This is a genomic window from Mesorhizobium sp. C432A (assembly GCF_030323145.1).
Taxonomy (GTDB): Bacteria; Pseudomonadota; Alphaproteobacteria; order Rhizobiales; family Rhizobiaceae; genus Mesorhizobium.
The window spans coordinates 5,721,608-5,737,856 of the sequence record NZ_CP100470.1; the positions used below are offsets into that span (position 1 = coordinate 5,721,608).

A 16,249-nucleotide genomic window follows, 5' to 3' on the forward strand; every position below is an offset into this window, starting at 1 on the left:
CTCCTATCTTTCCAGGACCAGCGACTTGCCTTCGAAGCGCGACACGCACGGCATGATCTTGCAGCCGGAACGATGGTCTTCCTCGCTGAGCCAGTGGTCGTTGTGGATGAACTTGCCGTCATACGAGACGACGTTGGTCTCGCACTGGCCGCAGACACCGCCGCGGCAGAGATAGGGCGGATCGACGCCGGCGGCCTCCATCGCTTCGAGCAGGCTCTGCTGCTCGCCGACGCGGATGGTCTTGCCGCTAACGGCAAGTGTGACGTCGAACGGCAGGCCGGGCTGGGGTGCCGCGAAATGCTCGTAGTGCACGGTCTCCGCCGGCCAGCCGAGAGCCGCAGCGCGCTCGCGCACCCAGTTGATCATGCCGGTCGGGCCGCAGACATAGAGATGGGTGCCGAGCGGCTGCGAGGACAAGAGACGGTCGAGTTCGATGCGCTCGTCGCGGTCGTCGTGATAGAGCCGGACGCGACGGCCATAGCGCTCCTGCAGCACATCGGCATAGGTGCCGAGCGAGGCGGTGCGGCAGGTGTAGTGCAGCTCGAAATTGCCGCCGGACCCGGCGAGCTGCGCGGTCTGCGCCATGAACGGCGTGATACCGATGCCGCCGGCAAGCATCAGATGCTTCTTGGCCCTGAGGTCGAGCGAGAACAGATTGACGGGGTAGCTGACCACCATCTCCAGGCCGGGGTTGACGCTCCGGTGCATGAACAGCGAGCCGCCGCGGCCGACATCGTCGCGGCGCACCGAGATGGTGTATTCGCGGGTGTCGAGCGGCGATCCCATCAGCGAATAGGGATTGAGCCTTGTGCGGTCGCCATCGCGCATCTCGACCACGACATGGGCGCCGCCGGAAAAGGTCGGCAAAAGCTCACCGTCACGGCGGCGGAAATGGAAGCGCGTCACCAGTTCGTTGACCGGGACGACGTCGCTGACGACGACATCGAGCTTGGTGGTGCCGGTGCTCATGGGAAGACCTCCTCTATGGGAGGGATCTCCGAGCGATCCTCGGCATTTATGCAGACGCCCTGGAATGCTGCCAGCCGTCGCGAATAATGATCGCGCACCAGAAGCAGCAGGCCGCAATGCGCGCAGGTGGCCGGCTGCGTCGTCACATTTTCGGTGATGCCTTTGCAATGCACGCACTGCATGCGCCGCGCCAATGAGCCGCGATGCTCGGTCTGCATGGAGGTATGATCGATGCCGGCTTCGAGCGCCACCTGCATGGCCTGGCCGATCAGCCCTTCGGTGCCGGCGAGATAGAGGCGCAGGCCCATATGCGCGTTGGCAAGCGTCTGCTTCAGCCGGGGCAGCAGGCTGGCGAAGGTTGGCGCGACATGAAATTGCGCGGACTTCAGTGCCTCAAGAGCGGCAACGTGCTTGCCGTCGGCCCCGGGAATGAAGACGATTTCGGCGCCGTCGAAGAAGCCGGGGGGCGCCGTCCTTGCCATATCGACGATCGCCAGCGCGCCTTCCGCATCCGCCACGAAAAGATGATGCTTGCCGGGCTGCGGGGACAGGGTTCCGTAAATGGGCCGGCTGATGATCGTTTTGGCTGCCATTCTCTACTTCGTACCTCGAAACCCCTCGCTGTCGATTGTGCCTCAGCCTTTCGCCGTGCGCTTGGTCTTTTTGGGATCGTCGAAGGGCAGAGGCTGCGCCGTCGCCCTGATCGAACCGCTCTTGTTGCGGATCTCGAGCTTGGTGTCCTTGACCGCGCAGTCGACGTCGAGGCGGGCGATGCCCATCGATTTCTCGACCAGCGGCGAATACATGGCGCAGGTGACCACGCCCACCTTTTTGCCGTCGCGATAGACCGGCGCGCCCTCATCCGCGGGTTGCTTGCCGTCGAGCAGCACGCCGTAGATCTTGAAGCGCTCCTTGCCCTTGAGGCGGTAATGCTCTTCGGCGCCGCGAAAGCCGGTCTTGCCGGGGCTGACGGTGAAGTCGAGGCCGAGCTCCCACAGCGTGTCGCCGGGGCCTTCGTTCTCGAACGGATATTTCTGCGAGTTGTCATAGGGATAAAACAGCAAATAACTTTCGACGCGCAGCATATCGAGCGTGGTGAAGCGGCACGGAATGATGCCGGCGCTCTTGCCCTCGTCGAGGATCCTGTCCCAGATCGTGCCGGCGTCCTGGCCGCGGCAGAATATCTCGTAGCCGCGCTCGCCGGTATAGCCGGTGCGCGAGATCATGACGGGAAAGCCGAACAGCTGCGTCTGCATATGATGGAAATAGTTGAGGTCGCGAATGCCCGGCACATGCTTTGAGAGATAGTCGACCGCGGTCGGTCCCTGCAGCGACAGGTCGTGCAGATTGTCGTCGAAGCGCAGCGATACGTCGCGGCCGACGGAAGCGCGCTGCAATTCCTCATGGCCGGTGCCGGAGCCGTGCACCACCATCCAGGCGTTCGGCCCGGTGCGGTAGAGGATGCAGTCGTCGGTGAATTTTCCGGCCTCGTTCAGCATGCAGGCATAGGCCGACTTGCCGGGATAGATCTTCTCCACGTCGCGCGTCGTTGCCAGGTCGATGAGGTGTGAGGCGTGCGGCCCGGTGATGTGAACCTTCTTCAGGCCCGACACATCCATCAGCCCGGCCCTGGTGCGGATGGCGGTGTATTCCTCGTCGGCGTCCTTGTCGTAGGTCCAGGCGGTGCCCATGCCGCTCCAGTCTTCGAGCTTCGAGCCTAACGCGCGATGGCGATCCGCCAGGGTCGAAAATCTCCAGGATGCCGTCATCCGCAAATCCTCCGTTCGAAAATTCTATTGTGTTCCCGGCTCCCTGCGCGAGGCGGGAGCATTTGGTCGAATATTGATCGCAAACGTCCTGATGCCGCAATACCCGGAAGCAAATAATTTCATTGTCAGGCAAAATTCGCGGCTGGGGACAAACGGTTAACCCAACGTAAAATCGGCTTGACAATTGCTGGATTCGGCCCGAATTTATGAAAAAAATTTCACTCTGTTGAAAGAGGGCAGCGGGCGGCCAATTCGGGGTCGGGCGCTGGAAAAGGGGAAACCGATGTCAGACCTGCAGCAGCGCATCGAAGCGCTGTACCGTTCCGACCTGCGCGGATCCGCGCTCCTGATCATCTGCCTTTGGGCGACGATCCTCTTCGTGCTTGTCATGACATGGCCCTACATCCCGGACACCGGGATCAAGATCGTCGTCGCTATCGCTGCCGCCGCCGTGCTGATCTTCAATACGGCCGCCATCCTGGCGATGGTCAATCACTACAAGGAAGACAAGGACTTCATCTACGGTCTCGACATCAAGAACGCCGACGCGGCCCGCAACCGCAAGTCCTGAAAACAGAACGTCCTGAGGGGTAGAAGTCATGTCGCGCTACACGCCGCCGGAACAAGGCAAGGCCGGGCAGATTTTCGATATCGTGGTCGTCGTGGTCGCCATTTTCGTGGCGCTGTGGCTGCCATTGAAACTCGGCCTGGCGGGTGCGGCGAAATCCATCGACGCGCTCGATGCCAAAACCTGGGAAGCGTTGGGACAGAACCCGACCATGGCCTCGATCTGGGAAAAGCTCGGCTATACGCCGGAGACCGCGCACGACATCATCCAGAACCGCTTCCACTACATCATCGACTGGCCGACGCTGATCATCATGGCGGCGGTGCTGATCGGCTATTTCGTCTTCCTGTTCCGCGCCTCCGACCGCGAATATCGCGACGTCATCAACGAAAAGTTCGACGACAAGTAACGCCAGAGATTTTGGGGAAGCACGCTCATGTGGGTCGCACTCTCTTACGCATCGTGGGGCATCTCGGTCGTGCTTGCGCTGTGGATGCTCTACGACTGGTTCAAGATCGACACGACCTATTCCGAGGAGGTGCTGACTTCCTCGCGCGAAGGCGAGCTTGAAGCCGCTTCCGAAAAACACCGGATCTGAGTGGGGATTGAACAATGACGATCACGCTTGAACCGGCAATACACGGCGACAGGGTTTCACTGCTACGCGTGCTCGGCCCGGCCCATGTCTGGGCGCTTGGCGTCGGCATCGTGCTGGTCGGCGAATTCACCGGCTGGAATTTCTCGGCCGACAAGGGCGGCGCACTGGCGGCGCTGATCGTCTGCTGGGTGGTCGGGCTCTTGTACACTTCGGTCGCCATGATCGACTCCGAGGTGACATCGACGGTTGCCGCCGCCGGCGGCCAATACGCGCAGGCCAAGCACATTGTCGGGCCGCTGATGGCCTTCAACGTCGCGCTGTTCCTGGTCTTTGCCTACACCATGCTGGAGGTTTCGGACGCCATCCTGCTCGGCGACACCATCGTCGCCAAGGCCGGCGTCGAAGGGCTCACCCACAACTCCTTCATTGCCGCCACCATCGTCGTGCTGGCATGGCTGAACTATCGCGGCGTGCTGATGACGCTCAACGTCAACTTCGTCATCACGGCGATAGCCTATGTCTCGATCGTTATCCTGTTCTTCTCGGTCAGCCCCTGGACGCAGGGTGCTGTGCTGAAGCTCAACGAACTGGTCACCCCCGGCAATGCGCTGCCCTATGGCTGGATCGGCGTCATCGCGGCCTTCCAGTTCGGCATCTGGTACTATCTCGGCATCGAAGGCACCACGCAGGCCGCCGAGGAAGTGCGCTCGCCGGCGCGTTCGCTGCCTTACGGCACCATGGCCGGCATGATCACGCTTTTGATCGCCGCCGCCATGACCTGGTATGTCTGCGCCTCGCTGATGCCCTGGGAGTACCTCGGTATCACCTATTATCCCTTGTGGGACGCCGGCAAGCTGACCGGCAGCCCGCTGCTGGAAAACCTGTTGTTCGTCGCCACGCTGCTCGCGGCACTGGCGTCGGCCAATGGCTGTATCAACGATGCGGCCCGCGCGTGGTTCTCGCTTGGACGCGACCGCTATCTGCCGACATGGTTCTCGGCCGTGCACCCGAAATACCGCACGCCCTATCGCTCGATCCTGTTCCTGTTGCCGATCGCGCTCGCCTTCGCCTTCATCGCCGACCTCAACCAGGCGATCACCTTCTCAATCCTGTCGGGCGTGCTGCAATACACCTTCATGAGCATAAACATCATGATGTTCCGCAAAAAGTGGCCGCTGGGCACGATCCGCCGCGGCTATACGCACCCGTTCCACCCGATCCCGGCGATCGTGCTGTTTTGCCTCTGCGTGGTGACCTTCTTTGCGATCTTCCTCGGCTACGGCACGCAGCTGATCGCCATGGTCGCCTTCTACTTCCTGATCTCGCTGTGGTTCCACTTCTACCGTTACCGCTATGTGCGCCGCGGCGACCAGTTCACCATGCCGTGGCCGAAGCCGCAGGGCTATTGACAGGAGAGGGCCTGCCGGTCTGGGCGGGCATGGCGTGACGAGGTGTCTGACGTGACGACAGCATTGCTGGCCGGGGCGGTCGCCGTGGCTCTCGTCCTGCACCTCGCCTGGCATACGCGCGCCAGCCGCAAAAAGGCCAAGGCTGATCTTGCAGCCGAGGCAGCCAGCATCCGGACCGTCATCACAGATGCCGTTGATGTCTCCGATGGCACAGCCGGCGTTGTCACCTGGGCCGGCACATGGAACGGACAGCGCGTGCAGCTGCGCACCATCGTCGACACGCTGGCAACGCGAAAGCTGCCGGCGCGATGGTTGAGTGTCACGATCACAGAGCCGGTTGCGGTGCCGGCGACCTTCGACATGATGATGCGGCCGGGCTCGCCGACGACCTTCTCCAATTTCGATCATCTTCAGCATACGCTGCCGAAGGCTCCGGGATTTCCGGCTGAAGCCGTGCTGCGAACCGACCTCAGGGCGGCGCGCTTTCCGCAGAACCTGATCGCCAGCCATCTCGACATCTTTGCCGAAGGCCGCGCCAAGGAACTCTTGATCACCCCGAACGGCGTGCGCATCGTCTGGCTGCTGGCCGAGGCCGAGCGGGCGCGCTACGGCGTGTTCCGGCAGGCCGCATTCGGCGGCGCAAGGCTGGATCCAACGCTGGTCGAGAGACTGCTGACCTCGGCCTCAGTGCTGCGCGATGCCATCAACCGACAGGAAAGGCAGGTCGCATGAGCGCACCCGCACCGACAAACCCGTATCTGGTGCTCGGCGCTGCCATCGTCTTACCGGCCAGCGGCCACGTCATTCTGGGCGTGCCCGTGCGCGGCCTGCAGTTCCTGTTCTTCATGGTGATCCTCGCCTGGGTGACGGCCAAGATCGCGCCGGCCGATGCCAGCTTCGTCGGCCGCCACGCCGGCGGCTTCCTGATCTATGCGCTGTCGATCCTCGATGCCTACAGAATAGCCCGCATCCGCACCGCCACATGGATTCACAGCGCCCGCGACGGCGGCGATAGTTCACAAGGCCGCATCGAGCCGGATACGTAACTACAGGAATATTTTTTTCATACGATTGAATTCGCACGACGCATTCGATACATCATCGTCTAGTGGTAACGTCGGGAGGCTGACATGTGTGGAATCGTCGGACTTTTTCTGAAAGACAAGTCGCTTGAGCCGCAGCTCGGCTCGATGCTGTCGCAGATGCTGATATCGCTCAGCGATCGCGGCCCCGACAGCGCCGGCATTGCCATCTATGGCGCGCCTTCCAGGAATGAAGCCAAGATCACCATCCAGTCCGCGAAGCCCGAGCGCGATTTCCGCGGCCTCGACGCCGAACTCGCGAAGGCCATCGGCGCGCCGGTGAGCATAGCGGTGAAGTCCACCCATGCAGTGTTGAGAACCGCGCCCGACAAGGTCGATGCCGCGCGCGAAGCGCTGCAGTCAATCCGCCCCGACGCGCGCATCATGGGCGCCGGCGAAGCGGTGGAAATCTACAAGGAAGTCGGTCTGCCGGAAGCGGTCGTCGACCGCTTCGACGTCCGCTCGATGACCGGCACGCATGGCATCGGCCATACCCGCATGGCGACGGAATCGGCCGTCACCACTATGGGCGCGCATCCGTTCTCGACCGGCGCCGACCAGTGCCTGGTGCACAATGGCTCGCTGTCCAACCACAACAATGTGCGGCGTGAGCTGGTGCGGGAGGGCATGAAATTCGAGACCGAGAACGACACCGAGGTCGCCGCCGCCTATCTCTCCTCGCAGATGGCGCATGGCAAGAACCTCGGCGAGGCGCTGGAAGGCACGCTGTCCGACCTCGACGGCTTCTTCACCTTCGTCGTCGGCACCAAGAACGGTTTCGGCGTGGTGCGCGATCCGATCGCCTGCAAGCCCGCCGTCATGGCCGAGACCGACCAGTATGTCGCCTTTGGCTCGGAATATCGGGCGCTGACCAAGCTGCCCGGCATAGACAATGCGAGGGTCTGGGAGCCGGAACCCGCAACCGTCTATTTCTGGGAGCATTGAGCCCATGCCGGCAACCAAACTTTCGAAGGCGGCGCAAGACCAGGCGTCCCGGGTCTTCGATCTTGATGTGTCGTCGCTGCGCGAGCTCAACCAGGCGCTTCACAATCTGACGCCCGGCTCCAACGAAACGGCGTGGGAAGTGCTGCACCCGAAGGGCAGCCATTCGGTTGCGGTCGGCGTCGACCAGCCTGTCAGCATCGATGTGCGCGGCAGCGTCGGCTACTACTGCGCCGGGATGAATGACGGCGCTGCCATCACCGTGCACGGCTCGGCCGGACCTGGCGTCGGCGAAAACATGATGTCGGGCTCGATCGTCATCAAGGGCGACGCCAGCCAGTATGCCGGCGCCACCGGCAAGGGCGGGCTGCTCGTCATCGAGGGCAACGCCTCGTCGCGCTGCGGCATCTCGATGAAGGGCATCGACATCGTCGTGCACGGCAATATCGGCCACATGTCGGCCTTCATGGCGCAGTCCGGCAATCTGGTGGTGCTGGGCGATGCCGGCGACGCACTTGGCGATTCCATCTACGAAGCGAGGCTGTTCGTGCGCGGCAAGGTCGAAAGCCTGGGCGCCGACTGCATCGCCAAGGAGATGCGGCCCGAGCATATCGAACTGCTGCAGGGACTGCTCGACCGCGCCGGCGTCACCGGCGTCAAGCCGTCGGAATTCAAGCGCTACGGCTCGGCGCGCACGCTCTACAATTTCAATATCGACAACGCCGACGCGTATTGAGGCAGCATGACCTACAAGAACCCGCCGACGACGCCGCGCAAATCCGCGACCTTCGACGACTACACGCTTTCCGAAATCCGCCGCGCCGCGGCGACCGGCATCTATGACATCAGGGGCGCCGGGGCCAAGCGCAAGCTGCCGCATTTCGACGACCTTTTGTTCCTCGGCGCCTCGATCTCGCGCTATCCGCTGGAAGGCTATCGCGAGCGGTGCGACACGTCGGTCGTGCTGGGCTCGCGCTATGCCAAGAAGCCGATCGAGCTGAAAATCCCGATCACCGTTGCCGGCATGAGCTTCGGGTCGCTGTCCGGCCCGGCCAAGGAAGCGCTCGGCCGTGGCGCTACGCTCTCAGGCACGTCGACCACCACGGGCGACGGCGGCATGACCGAGGAAGAGCGCGGCCATTCCAAGCAACTGGTCTACCAGTACCTGCCGTCACGCTACGGCATGAACCCCAGGGATTTGCGCCGTGCCGACGCCATCGAAGTCGTTGTCGGCCAGGGCGCCAAGCCCGGCGGCGGCGGCATGCTGTTGGGACAAAAGATTTCCGACCGCGTCGCCGAAATGCGCACGCTGCCGAAGGGCATCGACCAGCGCTCGGCCTCACGCCATCCCGACTGGACCGGGCCGGACGATCTCGAGATCAAGATCCTCGAGCTGCGCGAGATCACCGACTGGGAAAAGCCGATCTACGTCAAGGTCGGCGGCGCCCGCCCCTATTACGACACAGCACTTGCGGTGAAGGCCGGCGCCGATGTCGTCGTCGTCGACGGCATGCAGGGCGGCACGGCGGCCACCCAGGAAGTATTCATCGAAAATGTCGGCCAGCCGACGCTTGCCTGCATCAGGCCGGCGGTGCAGGCGCTGCAGGATCTCGGCATGCACCGCAAGGTGCAGCTGATCGTGTCGGGCGGCATCCGCAATGGCGCCGACGTCGCCAAGGCGCTGGCGCTCGGCGTCGACGCGGTGTCGATCGGCACGGCAGCGCTCGTCGCGCTCGGCGACAACGACCCGCGCTGGGAGGCCGAATACAATGCGCTCGGCACCACCGCCGGCGCCTATGACGACTGGCACGAGGGTCGCGACCCCGCGGGCATCACCACGCAGGACCCCGAACTGATGAAGCGGGTCGATCCGATCGCCGCCGGACGGCGGCTGGCGAACTACCTCAAGGTGATAACGCTGGAGGCGCAGACCATTGCGCGTGCCTGCGGCAAGAACAGCCTGCACAATCTCGAGCCCGAGGATCTCGTAGCCCTCACCATCGAAGCCGCCGCCATGGCTGGCGTGCCGCTGGCCGGCACCAACTGGATACCGGGGAAAAACGGCTTCTAAAAAACACATCAAAATAAGCGAGGAACTATAATGGGGAACGATCTCGCCGCATTCGCCAAAGAGAACGGCGTCAAATATTTCATGATTTCCTACACCGACCTGTTCGGCGGCCAGCGCGCCAAGCTGGTGCCGGCGCAGGCGATCGCCGACATGCAGAAGGACGGCGCCGGCTTCGCCGGTTTCGCCACTTGGCTCGACCTCACGCCGGCGCATCCTGATATGCTGGCGGTGCCGGATCCGGATTCGGTGATCCAGCTGCCGTGGAAGCCCGATGTCGCCTGGGTCGCCGCCAACTGCATCATGGACGACAAGGAGGTCGAGCAGGCGCCGCGCAACACGCTGCGCCGGCTGATCGCGGAAGCCGCCACCGACGGCATGCATGTCAAGACCGGCGTCGAGGCCGAGTTCTTCCTGATCTCGCCAGACGGCAGTGTCATCTCCGACAAATACGACACCGCATCGAAGCCTTGCTACGACCAGCAAGCGGTGATGCGCCGTTACGATGTCATCGCCGAGATTTGCGACCACATGCTGGCGCTGGGCTGGAGCCCCTACCAGAATGACCATGAAGACGCCAACGGCCAGTTCGAGATGAACTGGGCCTTCGACGATGTGCTGGCGACCGCCGACAAGCACTCGTTCTTCAAGTTTATGGTCAAGTCGGTAGCGGAAAAGCACGGCCTGCGCGCGACCTTCATGCCGAAGCCCTTCCAGGGCCTGACCGGCAATGGCTGCCACGCCCATATTTCGGTGTGGGACAAGGCCGGCAAGGTCAACGTCTTTGCCGATAATGCGATGGAGCTCGGCCTGTCGGCCAAGGGCAAGAATTTCCTCGGCGGCATCATGAAACATGCCTCGGCGCTGGCCGCCATCACCAACCCGACGGTGAACTCCTACAAACGCATCAACGCGCCGCGCACCATTTCGGGCGCCACCTGGGCTCCGAACACGGTGACCTGGACCGGAAACAACCGCACCCACATGGTGCGCGTGCCCGGCCCCGGCCGCTTCGAGCTGCGGTTGCCGGACGGCGCCGCAAACCCTTATCTGCTGCAGGCCGTCATCATTGCCGCCGGTCTCGACGGCATCCGCTCCAAGGCCGATCCCGGCAAGCGCTACGACATCGACATGTACCAGAACGGCCACACGGTGAAAGGCGCGCCGAAGCTGCCGCTCAATCTGCTCGACGCGCTTCGCGAATACGACAAGGACAAATCGCTCAAGGCGGCGCTGGGTGAGGAATTCTCGTCGGCTTATCTAAAGCTGAAGCACCAGGAATGGAATTCCTATGCTTCGCACTTCACGCAATGGGAGCGCGACCACACGCTGGACATATAATCGTCCCCGCTGTGCGAGCGACCTCGGAATGACCTGATGAAATATTCGATCTTCTCGCTCGCCCGTGCTGCCCTTTCCGGCCACAAGAATTGGCAGCGCACCTGGCGCGATGCGGCGCCCAAGGACCACTACGATGTGGTGATCATCGGCGGCGGCGGCCATGGGCTCGCCACCGCCTGGTTCCTCGCCAGCGAGTTCGGCATCAGAAACGTCGCCGTGCTGGAAAAGGGCTGGATCGGCTCCGGCAATGCCGGCCGCAACACCACCATCATCCGTTCCAATTACGGCCTGCCCGGCAATACCGGCTTCTACGAGCTTTCGATGAAGCTTTGGGAGCGGATGGAGCAGGACCTCAACTATAACGCCATGGTCAGCCAGCGCGGCGTCCTCAACCTCTATCATTCCGATGCGCAGCGCGACGCTTATGCGCGGCGCGGCAACACCATGCGCATCAATGGCATCGATGCCGAACTGCTCGACCAGGCGGCGCTGAAGAAGATGCTGCCGTTCCTGAATTTCGACCATGCGCGCTTTCCCGTGCAGGGCGGCCTCCTGCAGCGCCGCGGCGGCACCGCGCGGCATGACGCGGTGGTCTGGGGCTATGCCCATGCGGCGAGCGAACTCGGCGTCGACATCATCCAGAACTGCGAGGTCACCGGCTTTGTCCGGGACGGCAACGGCAAGGTGACTGGCGTCGAGACGTCGCGCGGCAAGATCGGCGCCGGCAAGGTCGGCATGGCAGTCGCCGGGTCATCGTCGCGTGTCGCAGCGATGGCGGGCATGCGCCTGCCGATCGAAAGCCATGTGCTGCAAGCTTTCGTCTCGGAGGCGATCAAGCCGCTCATTCCTGGCGTCATGACCTTCGGCGCCGGGCATTTCTATGTCAGCCAGTCCGACAAGGGCGGGCTGGTCTTCGGCGGCGACATCGACGGCTATAATTCCTACGCCCAGCGCGGCAATCTGCCTGTCATGGAAGATGTCTGCGAGGGCGGCATGGCGCTGATCCCGATGATCGGCCGCGTGCGGCTTCTGCGCCAGTGGGGCGGCATCATGGACATGTCGATGGATGGCTCGCCGATCATCGACAAGACGCCGGTCGACGGGCTCTACCTCAATGCCGGCTGGTGCTATGGCGGCTTCAAGGCGACGCCGGGATCGGGCTTCGTCTTTGCCCATCTTCTGGCGCGTGACGAAACGCACAAGGAGGCGGCGCTGTTTCGGCTCGACCGCTTCCAGCGCGGCGCCATGATCGACGAAAAGGGCCAAGGCGCCCAACCGAACCTGCATTGAGGCGGCCGGAACAAGATGCGTATCACCTGTCCTTTCTGCGGCGAACGCGAACTCGGCGAGTTCAGCTATCTCGGCGATGCCAAGCCTGTACGGCCGGCGGCGGGTGCCGGCGAGGATGCTGTCTACGACTACGTCTATCTGCGCGACAATGTCGCCGGCGTGATGGCTGAGAACTGGTATCACGGCGGTGGCTGCCGGGCCTGGCTGAAGGTCACCCGCAACACGCTGACGCACGAGATCTCGGCGGTGGAACCGGCGGCGGGGGCTGGTGCGAGGCAGGTGGCGAAATGAGCTATCCTGTCGAAATCGTAGCCGTCGCGAAAAGCGCCAGCCCCCTACCTCCCCCTTGTGGGGAGGTCGGACCGCAGGTCCGGGTGGGGGTCGGTGCCGCACCCCCACCCCGCTGCTGCGCAGCGACCCTCCCCACAAGGGGGAGGGTGAAGAGCGCGACGGTCCCGCCTGGCATTGGATCGATGAGAGGCCGGCCATCGTGAGTTCCAGCCAATCCCATCGTCTCACATCCGGCGGTCTCATCGACCGTTCCACCCCCCTCACCTTCCGCTTCGACGGCATGACATTTTCCGGCTTCCAGGGCGACACGCTGGCGTCGGCGCTGGTCGCCAATGGCGTCAAGCTGGTCGGCCGCTCGTTCAAATACCATCGTCCGCGCGGCATTCTGACTGCGGGCTCGGAAGAACCCAACGCGCTGGTCGAACTGCGCACCGGCGCACGGCGCGAGGCCAACACCAAGGCCACGACGGCCGAACTGTATGAAGGCCTCGAAGCGGCAAGCCAGAACCGCTGGCCCTCGCTGCGCCACGATGTGATGTCGGTGAACCAGCTGTTCGCACCGATCTTCGTCGCCGGCTTCTACTACAAGACCTTCATGTGGCCGGCAAAATTCTGGGAAATGGTCTACGAGCCGGCGATCCGACGCGCCGCGGGTCTGGGTCGCGCGGCGGTCACCCCCGATCCGGATCACTACGACAAGGCCTGGGCGCATTGCGATGTGGTGATCGCCGGCTCCGGTCCGGCCGGTCTCGCCGCCGCACTCGCTGCAGGCCGCAGCGGTGCGCGCGTCATCCTGTGCGAAGAAGATTTTGCGCCCGGCGGCCGTCTGTTGTCGGATGGCGGCACGATCGACGGTCTGCCGGCCGCGGAGTGGCTGTCGCGCACACTGGCCGAACTCAGCTCAATGCCTGACGTTCGCATCATGACGCGCACGACGCTGTTCGGCGTCTATGACGGCGGCACCTATGGCGCGATCGAACGCGTCAACGATCATCTGCCGGTTCCGCCCGAGCATCAGGTGCGACAGCGGCTGTGGCGCATCGTGGCCAAGCGCTGTGTTGTGGCTGCAGGCGCGATCGAGCGTCCCATCGTCTTTGCCGGCAACGATACGCCCGGCGTGATGATGGCGTCGGCGATGCGGACCTATGTCGCGCGTTATGCCGCGACGCCGGCAAAGCGTGTTGCGCTGTTCACCAACAATGAGGATGGCTGGCGCACGGTCGAGACCGCGCTCACAGCCGGACTGCAGGTCGCGGCGGTGATCGATGCGCGGACTGACGTCTCGCCTGCCCATCGTTCCCTCGCCTCCAGGAACGGCTTCACCGTGCTGCATGGTTCGGTCAGCGGCGTCGACGGCGGCAAGGACGGCGTAAGAAAAATAGCGGTGTCGCTGACCGGCGGCGCGCGCGCCGAGGTCGAGGCCGACGGGCTTGCCGTTTCCGGCGGCTGGAATCCGGCGGTCGGGCTCACCTCTTACCATCGCGGCCGGCCGAAATGGCGAGACGACATCGCCGCCTTCGTGCCGGACGGCGCGCCGCCCGGTATGGTCGCCGCAGGTGCGGCTAACGGCGACTTCGGGCTAGGCGCCTGCCTGCGCGCAGGTTTCGAGGCCGGCGCCGCAGCGGCGCGGGACGCGGGACGCAATGGCAATCCGGGCTCTGCAGCTGTTGCCGGCGACGAGTCCTTCTCACTGACCCCGCTCTGGCACGTCGCCGGCAAAGGCAAGGCCTTTGTAGACCAGCAGCATGACGTCACCGCGTCCGACATCGAGCTGGCGCAGCGCGAGGGTTTTGAATCGGTCGAGCATCTGAAGCGCTACACCACGCTCGGCATGGCGACCGACCAGGGCAAGACGTCCAATGTCGCCGGCCTCGCCATCATGGCGGCGGTGTCGGGCAAATCCATTCCCGAGACCGGCACGACCATCTATCGCCCGCCGTACGTGCCGGTCGCCATCGGCGCCTTTGCCGGCCACCATCGCGACGAAAATTTCCATGCGACGCGGCTGACGCCGTCGCATCACTGGGCGGCCGAACAAGGCGCGATCTTTGTCGACACCGGCCTGTGGAAGCGCGCGCAATGGTATCCGCGCGCGGGCGAGAAGGACTGGCTGGAATCGGTCACCCGCGAGGTCAAGGCGGTGCGCTCGGGCGTCGGCTTCTGCGATGTCTCGACGCTGGGCAAGATCGATGTGCACGGCCCCGATGCCGGCGCCTTCCTCGACCGCGTCTACATCAACACCTTCTCAAACCTTGCCGTGGGAAAAGCCCGCTACGGGCTGATGCTGCGCGAGGACGGCCTCGTCTATGATGACGGCACGACCTCGCGGCTGGCCGAGGACCATTATTTCCTCACCACGACCACGGCGAAGGCCGGGCTGGTGATGCAGCATCTCGAATTCTGCCGGCAGGTGCTATTCCCCGAACTCGACGTGCAACTGACCTCGGTCTCCGACCAGTGGGCGCAGTTCTCGATTGCCGGGCCAAGGACGCGAGACCTGTTGAAGGAAATCGTCGACCCTGCCGAGGACCTTTCGAACGAAGGTTTTCCCTTCATGGGCGTGCGCGAAGTCGCTTTGCGCGGCGGCATCAAGGCGCGGCTGTTCCGCATCTCCTTCTCCGGCGAGATGGCGTTCGAGATTTCGGTGCCGGCGCGTTACGGTGAAGCGATGGCACGCAATTTGATGCTGGCGGGAAAACCGTTCGGCGTGACGCCGTATGGCACAGAAGCCCTCGGCGTCATGCGCGTTGAAAAGGGCCATGTCGCCGGACCGGAACTGAGCGGCATGACGACCGCCGCCGATCTCGGCCTCGGCAAGATGATGTCGACCAAGAAGGATTTCATCGGTCGCGTCATGGCCGGCCGCGAGGCGCTGGTGGCGCCGGACCGGCAGGTCGTGGTCGGCATCAAGCCGATCGACAAGGCGCGCCGCCTGCGCTCCGGCGCGCACATCATCCCGAAGGGCCAGACGCCCGGGCCTGATAACGACCAAGGCTACGTCACCTCGGTCTGCTTCTCGCCGACGCTCGACCAGTGGATCGGTCTCGGCCTTGTCGAGCGCGGCCGCGAACGCATCGGCGAGATCGTCCACGCGCATGATCCGCTGCGCGGTGAAGACTATGATGTCGAGCTCTGCAATCCCGTCTTCTACGATCCCGATGGAGGGCGCCAGCGTGGCTGATTTTTCCTGGGATGTTCGTAGCCCGCTCGAGCGGGCACTTGTTGTCGGGCCTTACGGCGCGAACGGCAATGTCGGCGTGTTGCTGACCGAAATCCGCAATTTCGACCTGATCCAGGTGATGGCGCGGCGCGGCAAGGCGGGAGATTTGGCCAACGCTGCGAAGGCAAGCTTCGGTGTTGCGGCTCCTGAGACACCCAAGGCGGTGCAGACTTCGGATGCGACGCTGATCTGGTCGGGACCGGACCAGTTCTTCGTGCTGTTGAAGGGCGGCAAGCATGGGACTGAAGCACTCGCCCAGACGTTCGCGTCTTCCGCTTCGCTATCGGACCAGTCGCATGCGCGAGTGCTGATCAGTATCTCCGGTACCAAGGCGCGGGCGATGCTGGGCAAGCTGTCGTCGATCGATCTGCATCCCGATGCATTTCTGGTTGGGGCGGCTGCCGCGACCTCGATGGATCACACCAGCGTCACGCTCTGGCGCGGGAATGACCGGCCGGATGGGCAGGCGGTGTTCAACGTGCTGATGTTTGCGACATTTGCTGAAAGTCTGTGGCACACGATGCTGGATTCGGCGGCGGAGTATGGTGTCGAGATCGGGCATTCCGAGGATTTGGCGTAGCGCTTGTGCGCTTCTTCCTTCTCCCCTTGTGGGAGAAGGAAGATCGGCGCGTTAGTGCCGAGACGGATGAGGGGTGTTCCAGGGTACGCCAACGTCTCACCGCTGGAACACCCCTCATCCGT

General features: G+C 63.5%; 17 protein-coding genes. 14 read left to right on the plus strand and 3 right to left on the minus strand.

What is annotated here, in order from left to right; all coding sequences use genetic code 11:
• Positions 1 to 3: 3 nt before the first annotated feature.
• Genes NLY33_RS28150 through NLY33_RS28160 form a run of 3 tightly spaced genes read right to left on the minus strand, consistent with a single transcriptional unit; the run spans position 4 to position 2,738 of the window.
• The gene (locus tag NLY33_RS28150) at positions 4 to 969 is read right to left on the minus strand and encodes a PDR/VanB family oxidoreductase (RefSeq protein ID WP_023704842.1); all 966 of its coding nucleotides are present in this window, start codon (positions 967 to 969) and stop codon (positions 4 to 6) included.
• A complete protein-coding gene (locus tag NLY33_RS28155) occupies positions 966 to 1,562 on the minus strand; it encodes a dimethylamine monooxygenase subunit DmmA family protein (RefSeq protein WP_023668542.1) in 597 nt (198 codons plus the stop codon). The genes NLY33_RS28150 and NLY33_RS28155 overlap by 4 nt, the downstream gene beginning before the upstream one ends.
• Positions 1,563 to 1,604: 42 nt before the next feature.
• On the minus strand, positions 1,605 to 2,738 hold the full coding sequence (locus NLY33_RS28160; RefSeq protein WP_023668543.1) for an aminomethyl transferase family protein: 1,134 nt from the start codon (positions 2,736 to 2,738) through the stop codon (positions 1,605 to 1,607).
• A 283-nt stretch (positions 2,739 to 3,021) separates the two neighbouring features.
• On the opposite strand from NLY33_RS28160, the gene NLY33_RS28165 reads away from it, so the two are divergent.
• From NLY33_RS28165 to NLY33_RS28230, 14 genes are all read left to right on the plus strand, one after another.
• Positions 3,022 to 3,309, plus strand: coding sequence for a hypothetical protein (locus NLY33_RS28165; protein WP_023668544.1), 288 nt, complete (start codon positions 3,022 to 3,024; stop codon positions 3,307 to 3,309).
• Between the two features lie 28 nt (positions 3,310 to 3,337).
• Positions 3,338 to 3,715, plus strand: coding sequence for a hypothetical protein (locus NLY33_RS28170; RefSeq protein WP_023668545.1), 378 nt, complete (start codon positions 3,338 to 3,340; stop codon positions 3,713 to 3,715).
• Positions 3,716 to 3,742: 27 nt separating this feature from the next.
• Positions 3,743 to 3,904, plus strand: a complete 162-nt coding sequence (locus NLY33_RS28175) for a hypothetical protein (RefSeq protein WP_023668546.1) — start codon at positions 3,743 to 3,745, stop codon at positions 3,902 to 3,904.
• A gap of 14 nt (positions 3,905 to 3,918) precedes the next feature.
• A complete protein-coding gene (locus tag NLY33_RS28180; RefSeq protein ID WP_023668547.1) occupies positions 3,919 to 5,313 on the plus strand; it encodes an APC family permease in 1,395 nt (464 codons plus the stop codon).
• Positions 5,314 to 5,355: 42 nt separating this feature from the next.
• Entirely contained in the window at positions 5,356 to 6,045 is a 690-nt protein-coding gene (locus NLY33_RS28185; RefSeq protein ID WP_023704841.1) for a hypothetical protein, read from the plus strand.
• Entirely contained in the window at positions 6,042 to 6,359 is a 318-nt protein-coding gene (locus NLY33_RS28190) for a hypothetical protein (RefSeq protein WP_023668549.1), read from the plus strand. Before NLY33_RS28185 ends, NLY33_RS28190 begins: the two co-directional genes overlap by 4 nt.
• An 84-nt stretch (positions 6,360 to 6,443) precedes the next feature.
• Positions 6,444 to 7,340, plus strand: a complete 897-nt coding sequence (locus NLY33_RS28195) for a class II glutamine amidotransferase (RefSeq protein WP_023704840.1) — start codon at positions 6,444 to 6,446, stop codon at positions 7,338 to 7,340.
• A gap of 4 nt (positions 7,341 to 7,344) precedes the next feature.
• Positions 7,345 to 8,073 carry a GltB/FmdC/FwdC-like GXGXG domain-containing protein gene (locus tag NLY33_RS28200; protein WP_023668551.1) on the plus strand — a complete coding sequence of 243 codons (729 nt, stop codon included), beginning with the start codon at positions 7,345 to 7,347 and terminating at the stop codon, positions 8,071 to 8,073.
• A gap of 6 nt (positions 8,074 to 8,079) precedes the next feature.
• Positions 8,080 to 9,408: an FMN-binding glutamate synthase family protein gene (locus NLY33_RS28205; protein WP_023687061.1), complete on the plus strand. Its 1,329-nt coding sequence runs from the start codon at positions 8,080 to 8,082 to the stop codon at positions 9,406 to 9,408.
• Between the two features lie 30 nt (positions 9,409 to 9,438).
• Positions 9,439 to 10,746, plus strand: coding sequence for a type III glutamate--ammonia ligase (gene glnT, locus NLY33_RS28210; RefSeq protein ID WP_023668553.1), 1,308 nt, complete (start codon positions 9,439 to 9,441; stop codon positions 10,744 to 10,746).
• 36 nt (positions 10,747 to 10,782) lie between these two features.
• Entirely contained in the window at positions 10,783 to 12,036 is a 1,254-nt protein-coding gene (locus NLY33_RS28215) for a sarcosine oxidase subunit beta family protein (protein ID WP_023668554.1), read from the plus strand.
• A 15-nt stretch (positions 12,037 to 12,051) separates the two neighbouring features.
• On the plus strand, positions 12,052 to 12,327 hold the full coding sequence (locus NLY33_RS28220) for a sarcosine oxidase subunit delta (RefSeq protein WP_023704839.1): 276 nt from the start codon (positions 12,052 to 12,054) through the stop codon (positions 12,325 to 12,327).
• Between the two features lie 199 nt (positions 12,328 to 12,526).
• Positions 12,527 to 15,508, plus strand: coding sequence for a sarcosine oxidase subunit alpha (locus tag NLY33_RS28225; protein WP_023704838.1), 2,982 nt, complete (start codon positions 12,527 to 12,529; stop codon positions 15,506 to 15,508).
• Positions 15,501 to 16,127: a sarcosine oxidase subunit gamma gene (locus NLY33_RS28230; RefSeq protein ID WP_023687059.1), complete on the plus strand. Its 627-nt coding sequence runs from the start codon at positions 15,501 to 15,503 to the stop codon at positions 16,125 to 16,127. Before NLY33_RS28225 ends, NLY33_RS28230 begins: the two co-directional genes overlap by 8 nt.
• The last annotated feature ends 122 nt before the right edge of the window (positions 16,128 to 16,249 follow it).

Coding starts and splice junctions, on each gene's coding strand:
- NLY33_RS28195 (WP_023704840.1), top strand. CDS start 6,444: ATGTGTGGAATCGTCGGACTTTTTCTGAAAGACAAGTCGCTTGAGCCG.
- NLY33_RS28150 (WP_023704842.1), bottom strand. CDS start 969: ATGAGCACCGGCACCACCAAGCTCGATGTCGTCGTCAGCGACGTCGTC.
- NLY33_RS28190 (WP_023668549.1), top strand. CDS start 6,042: ATGAGCGCACCCGCACCGACAAACCCGTATCTGGTGCTCGGCGCTGCC.
- NLY33_RS28205 (WP_023687061.1), top strand. CDS start 8,080: ATGACCTACAAGAACCCGCCGACGACGCCGCGCAAATCCGCGACCTTC.
- NLY33_RS28200 (WP_023668551.1), top strand. CDS start 7,345: ATGCCGGCAACCAAACTTTCGAAGGCGGCGCAAGACCAGGCGTCCCGG.
- NLY33_RS28180 (WP_023668547.1), top strand. CDS start 3,919: ATGACGATCACGCTTGAACCGGCAATACACGGCGACAGGGTTTCACTG.
- NLY33_RS28165 (WP_023668544.1), top strand. CDS start 3,022: ATGTCAGACCTGCAGCAGCGCATCGAAGCGCTGTACCGTTCCGACCTG.
- NLY33_RS28215 (WP_023668554.1), top strand. CDS start 10,783: ATGAAATATTCGATCTTCTCGCTCGCCCGTGCTGCCCTTTCCGGCCAC.
- NLY33_RS28155 (WP_023668542.1), bottom strand. CDS start 1,562: ATGGCAGCCAAAACGATCATCAGCCGGCCCATTTACGGAACCCTGTCC.
- NLY33_RS28175 (WP_023668546.1), top strand. CDS start 3,743: ATGTGGGTCGCACTCTCTTACGCATCGTGGGGCATCTCGGTCGTGCTT.
- NLY33_RS28220 (WP_023704839.1), top strand. CDS start 12,052: ATGCGTATCACCTGTCCTTTCTGCGGCGAACGCGAACTCGGCGAGTTC.
- NLY33_RS28160 (WP_023668543.1), bottom strand. CDS start 2,738: ATGACGGCATCCTGGAGATTTTCGACCCTGGCGGATCGCCATCGCGCG.
- glnT (WP_023668553.1), top strand. CDS start 9,439: ATGGGGAACGATCTCGCCGCATTCGCCAAAGAGAACGGCGTCAAATAT.
- NLY33_RS28170 (WP_023668545.1), top strand. CDS start 3,338: ATGTCGCGCTACACGCCGCCGGAACAAGGCAAGGCCGGGCAGATTTTC.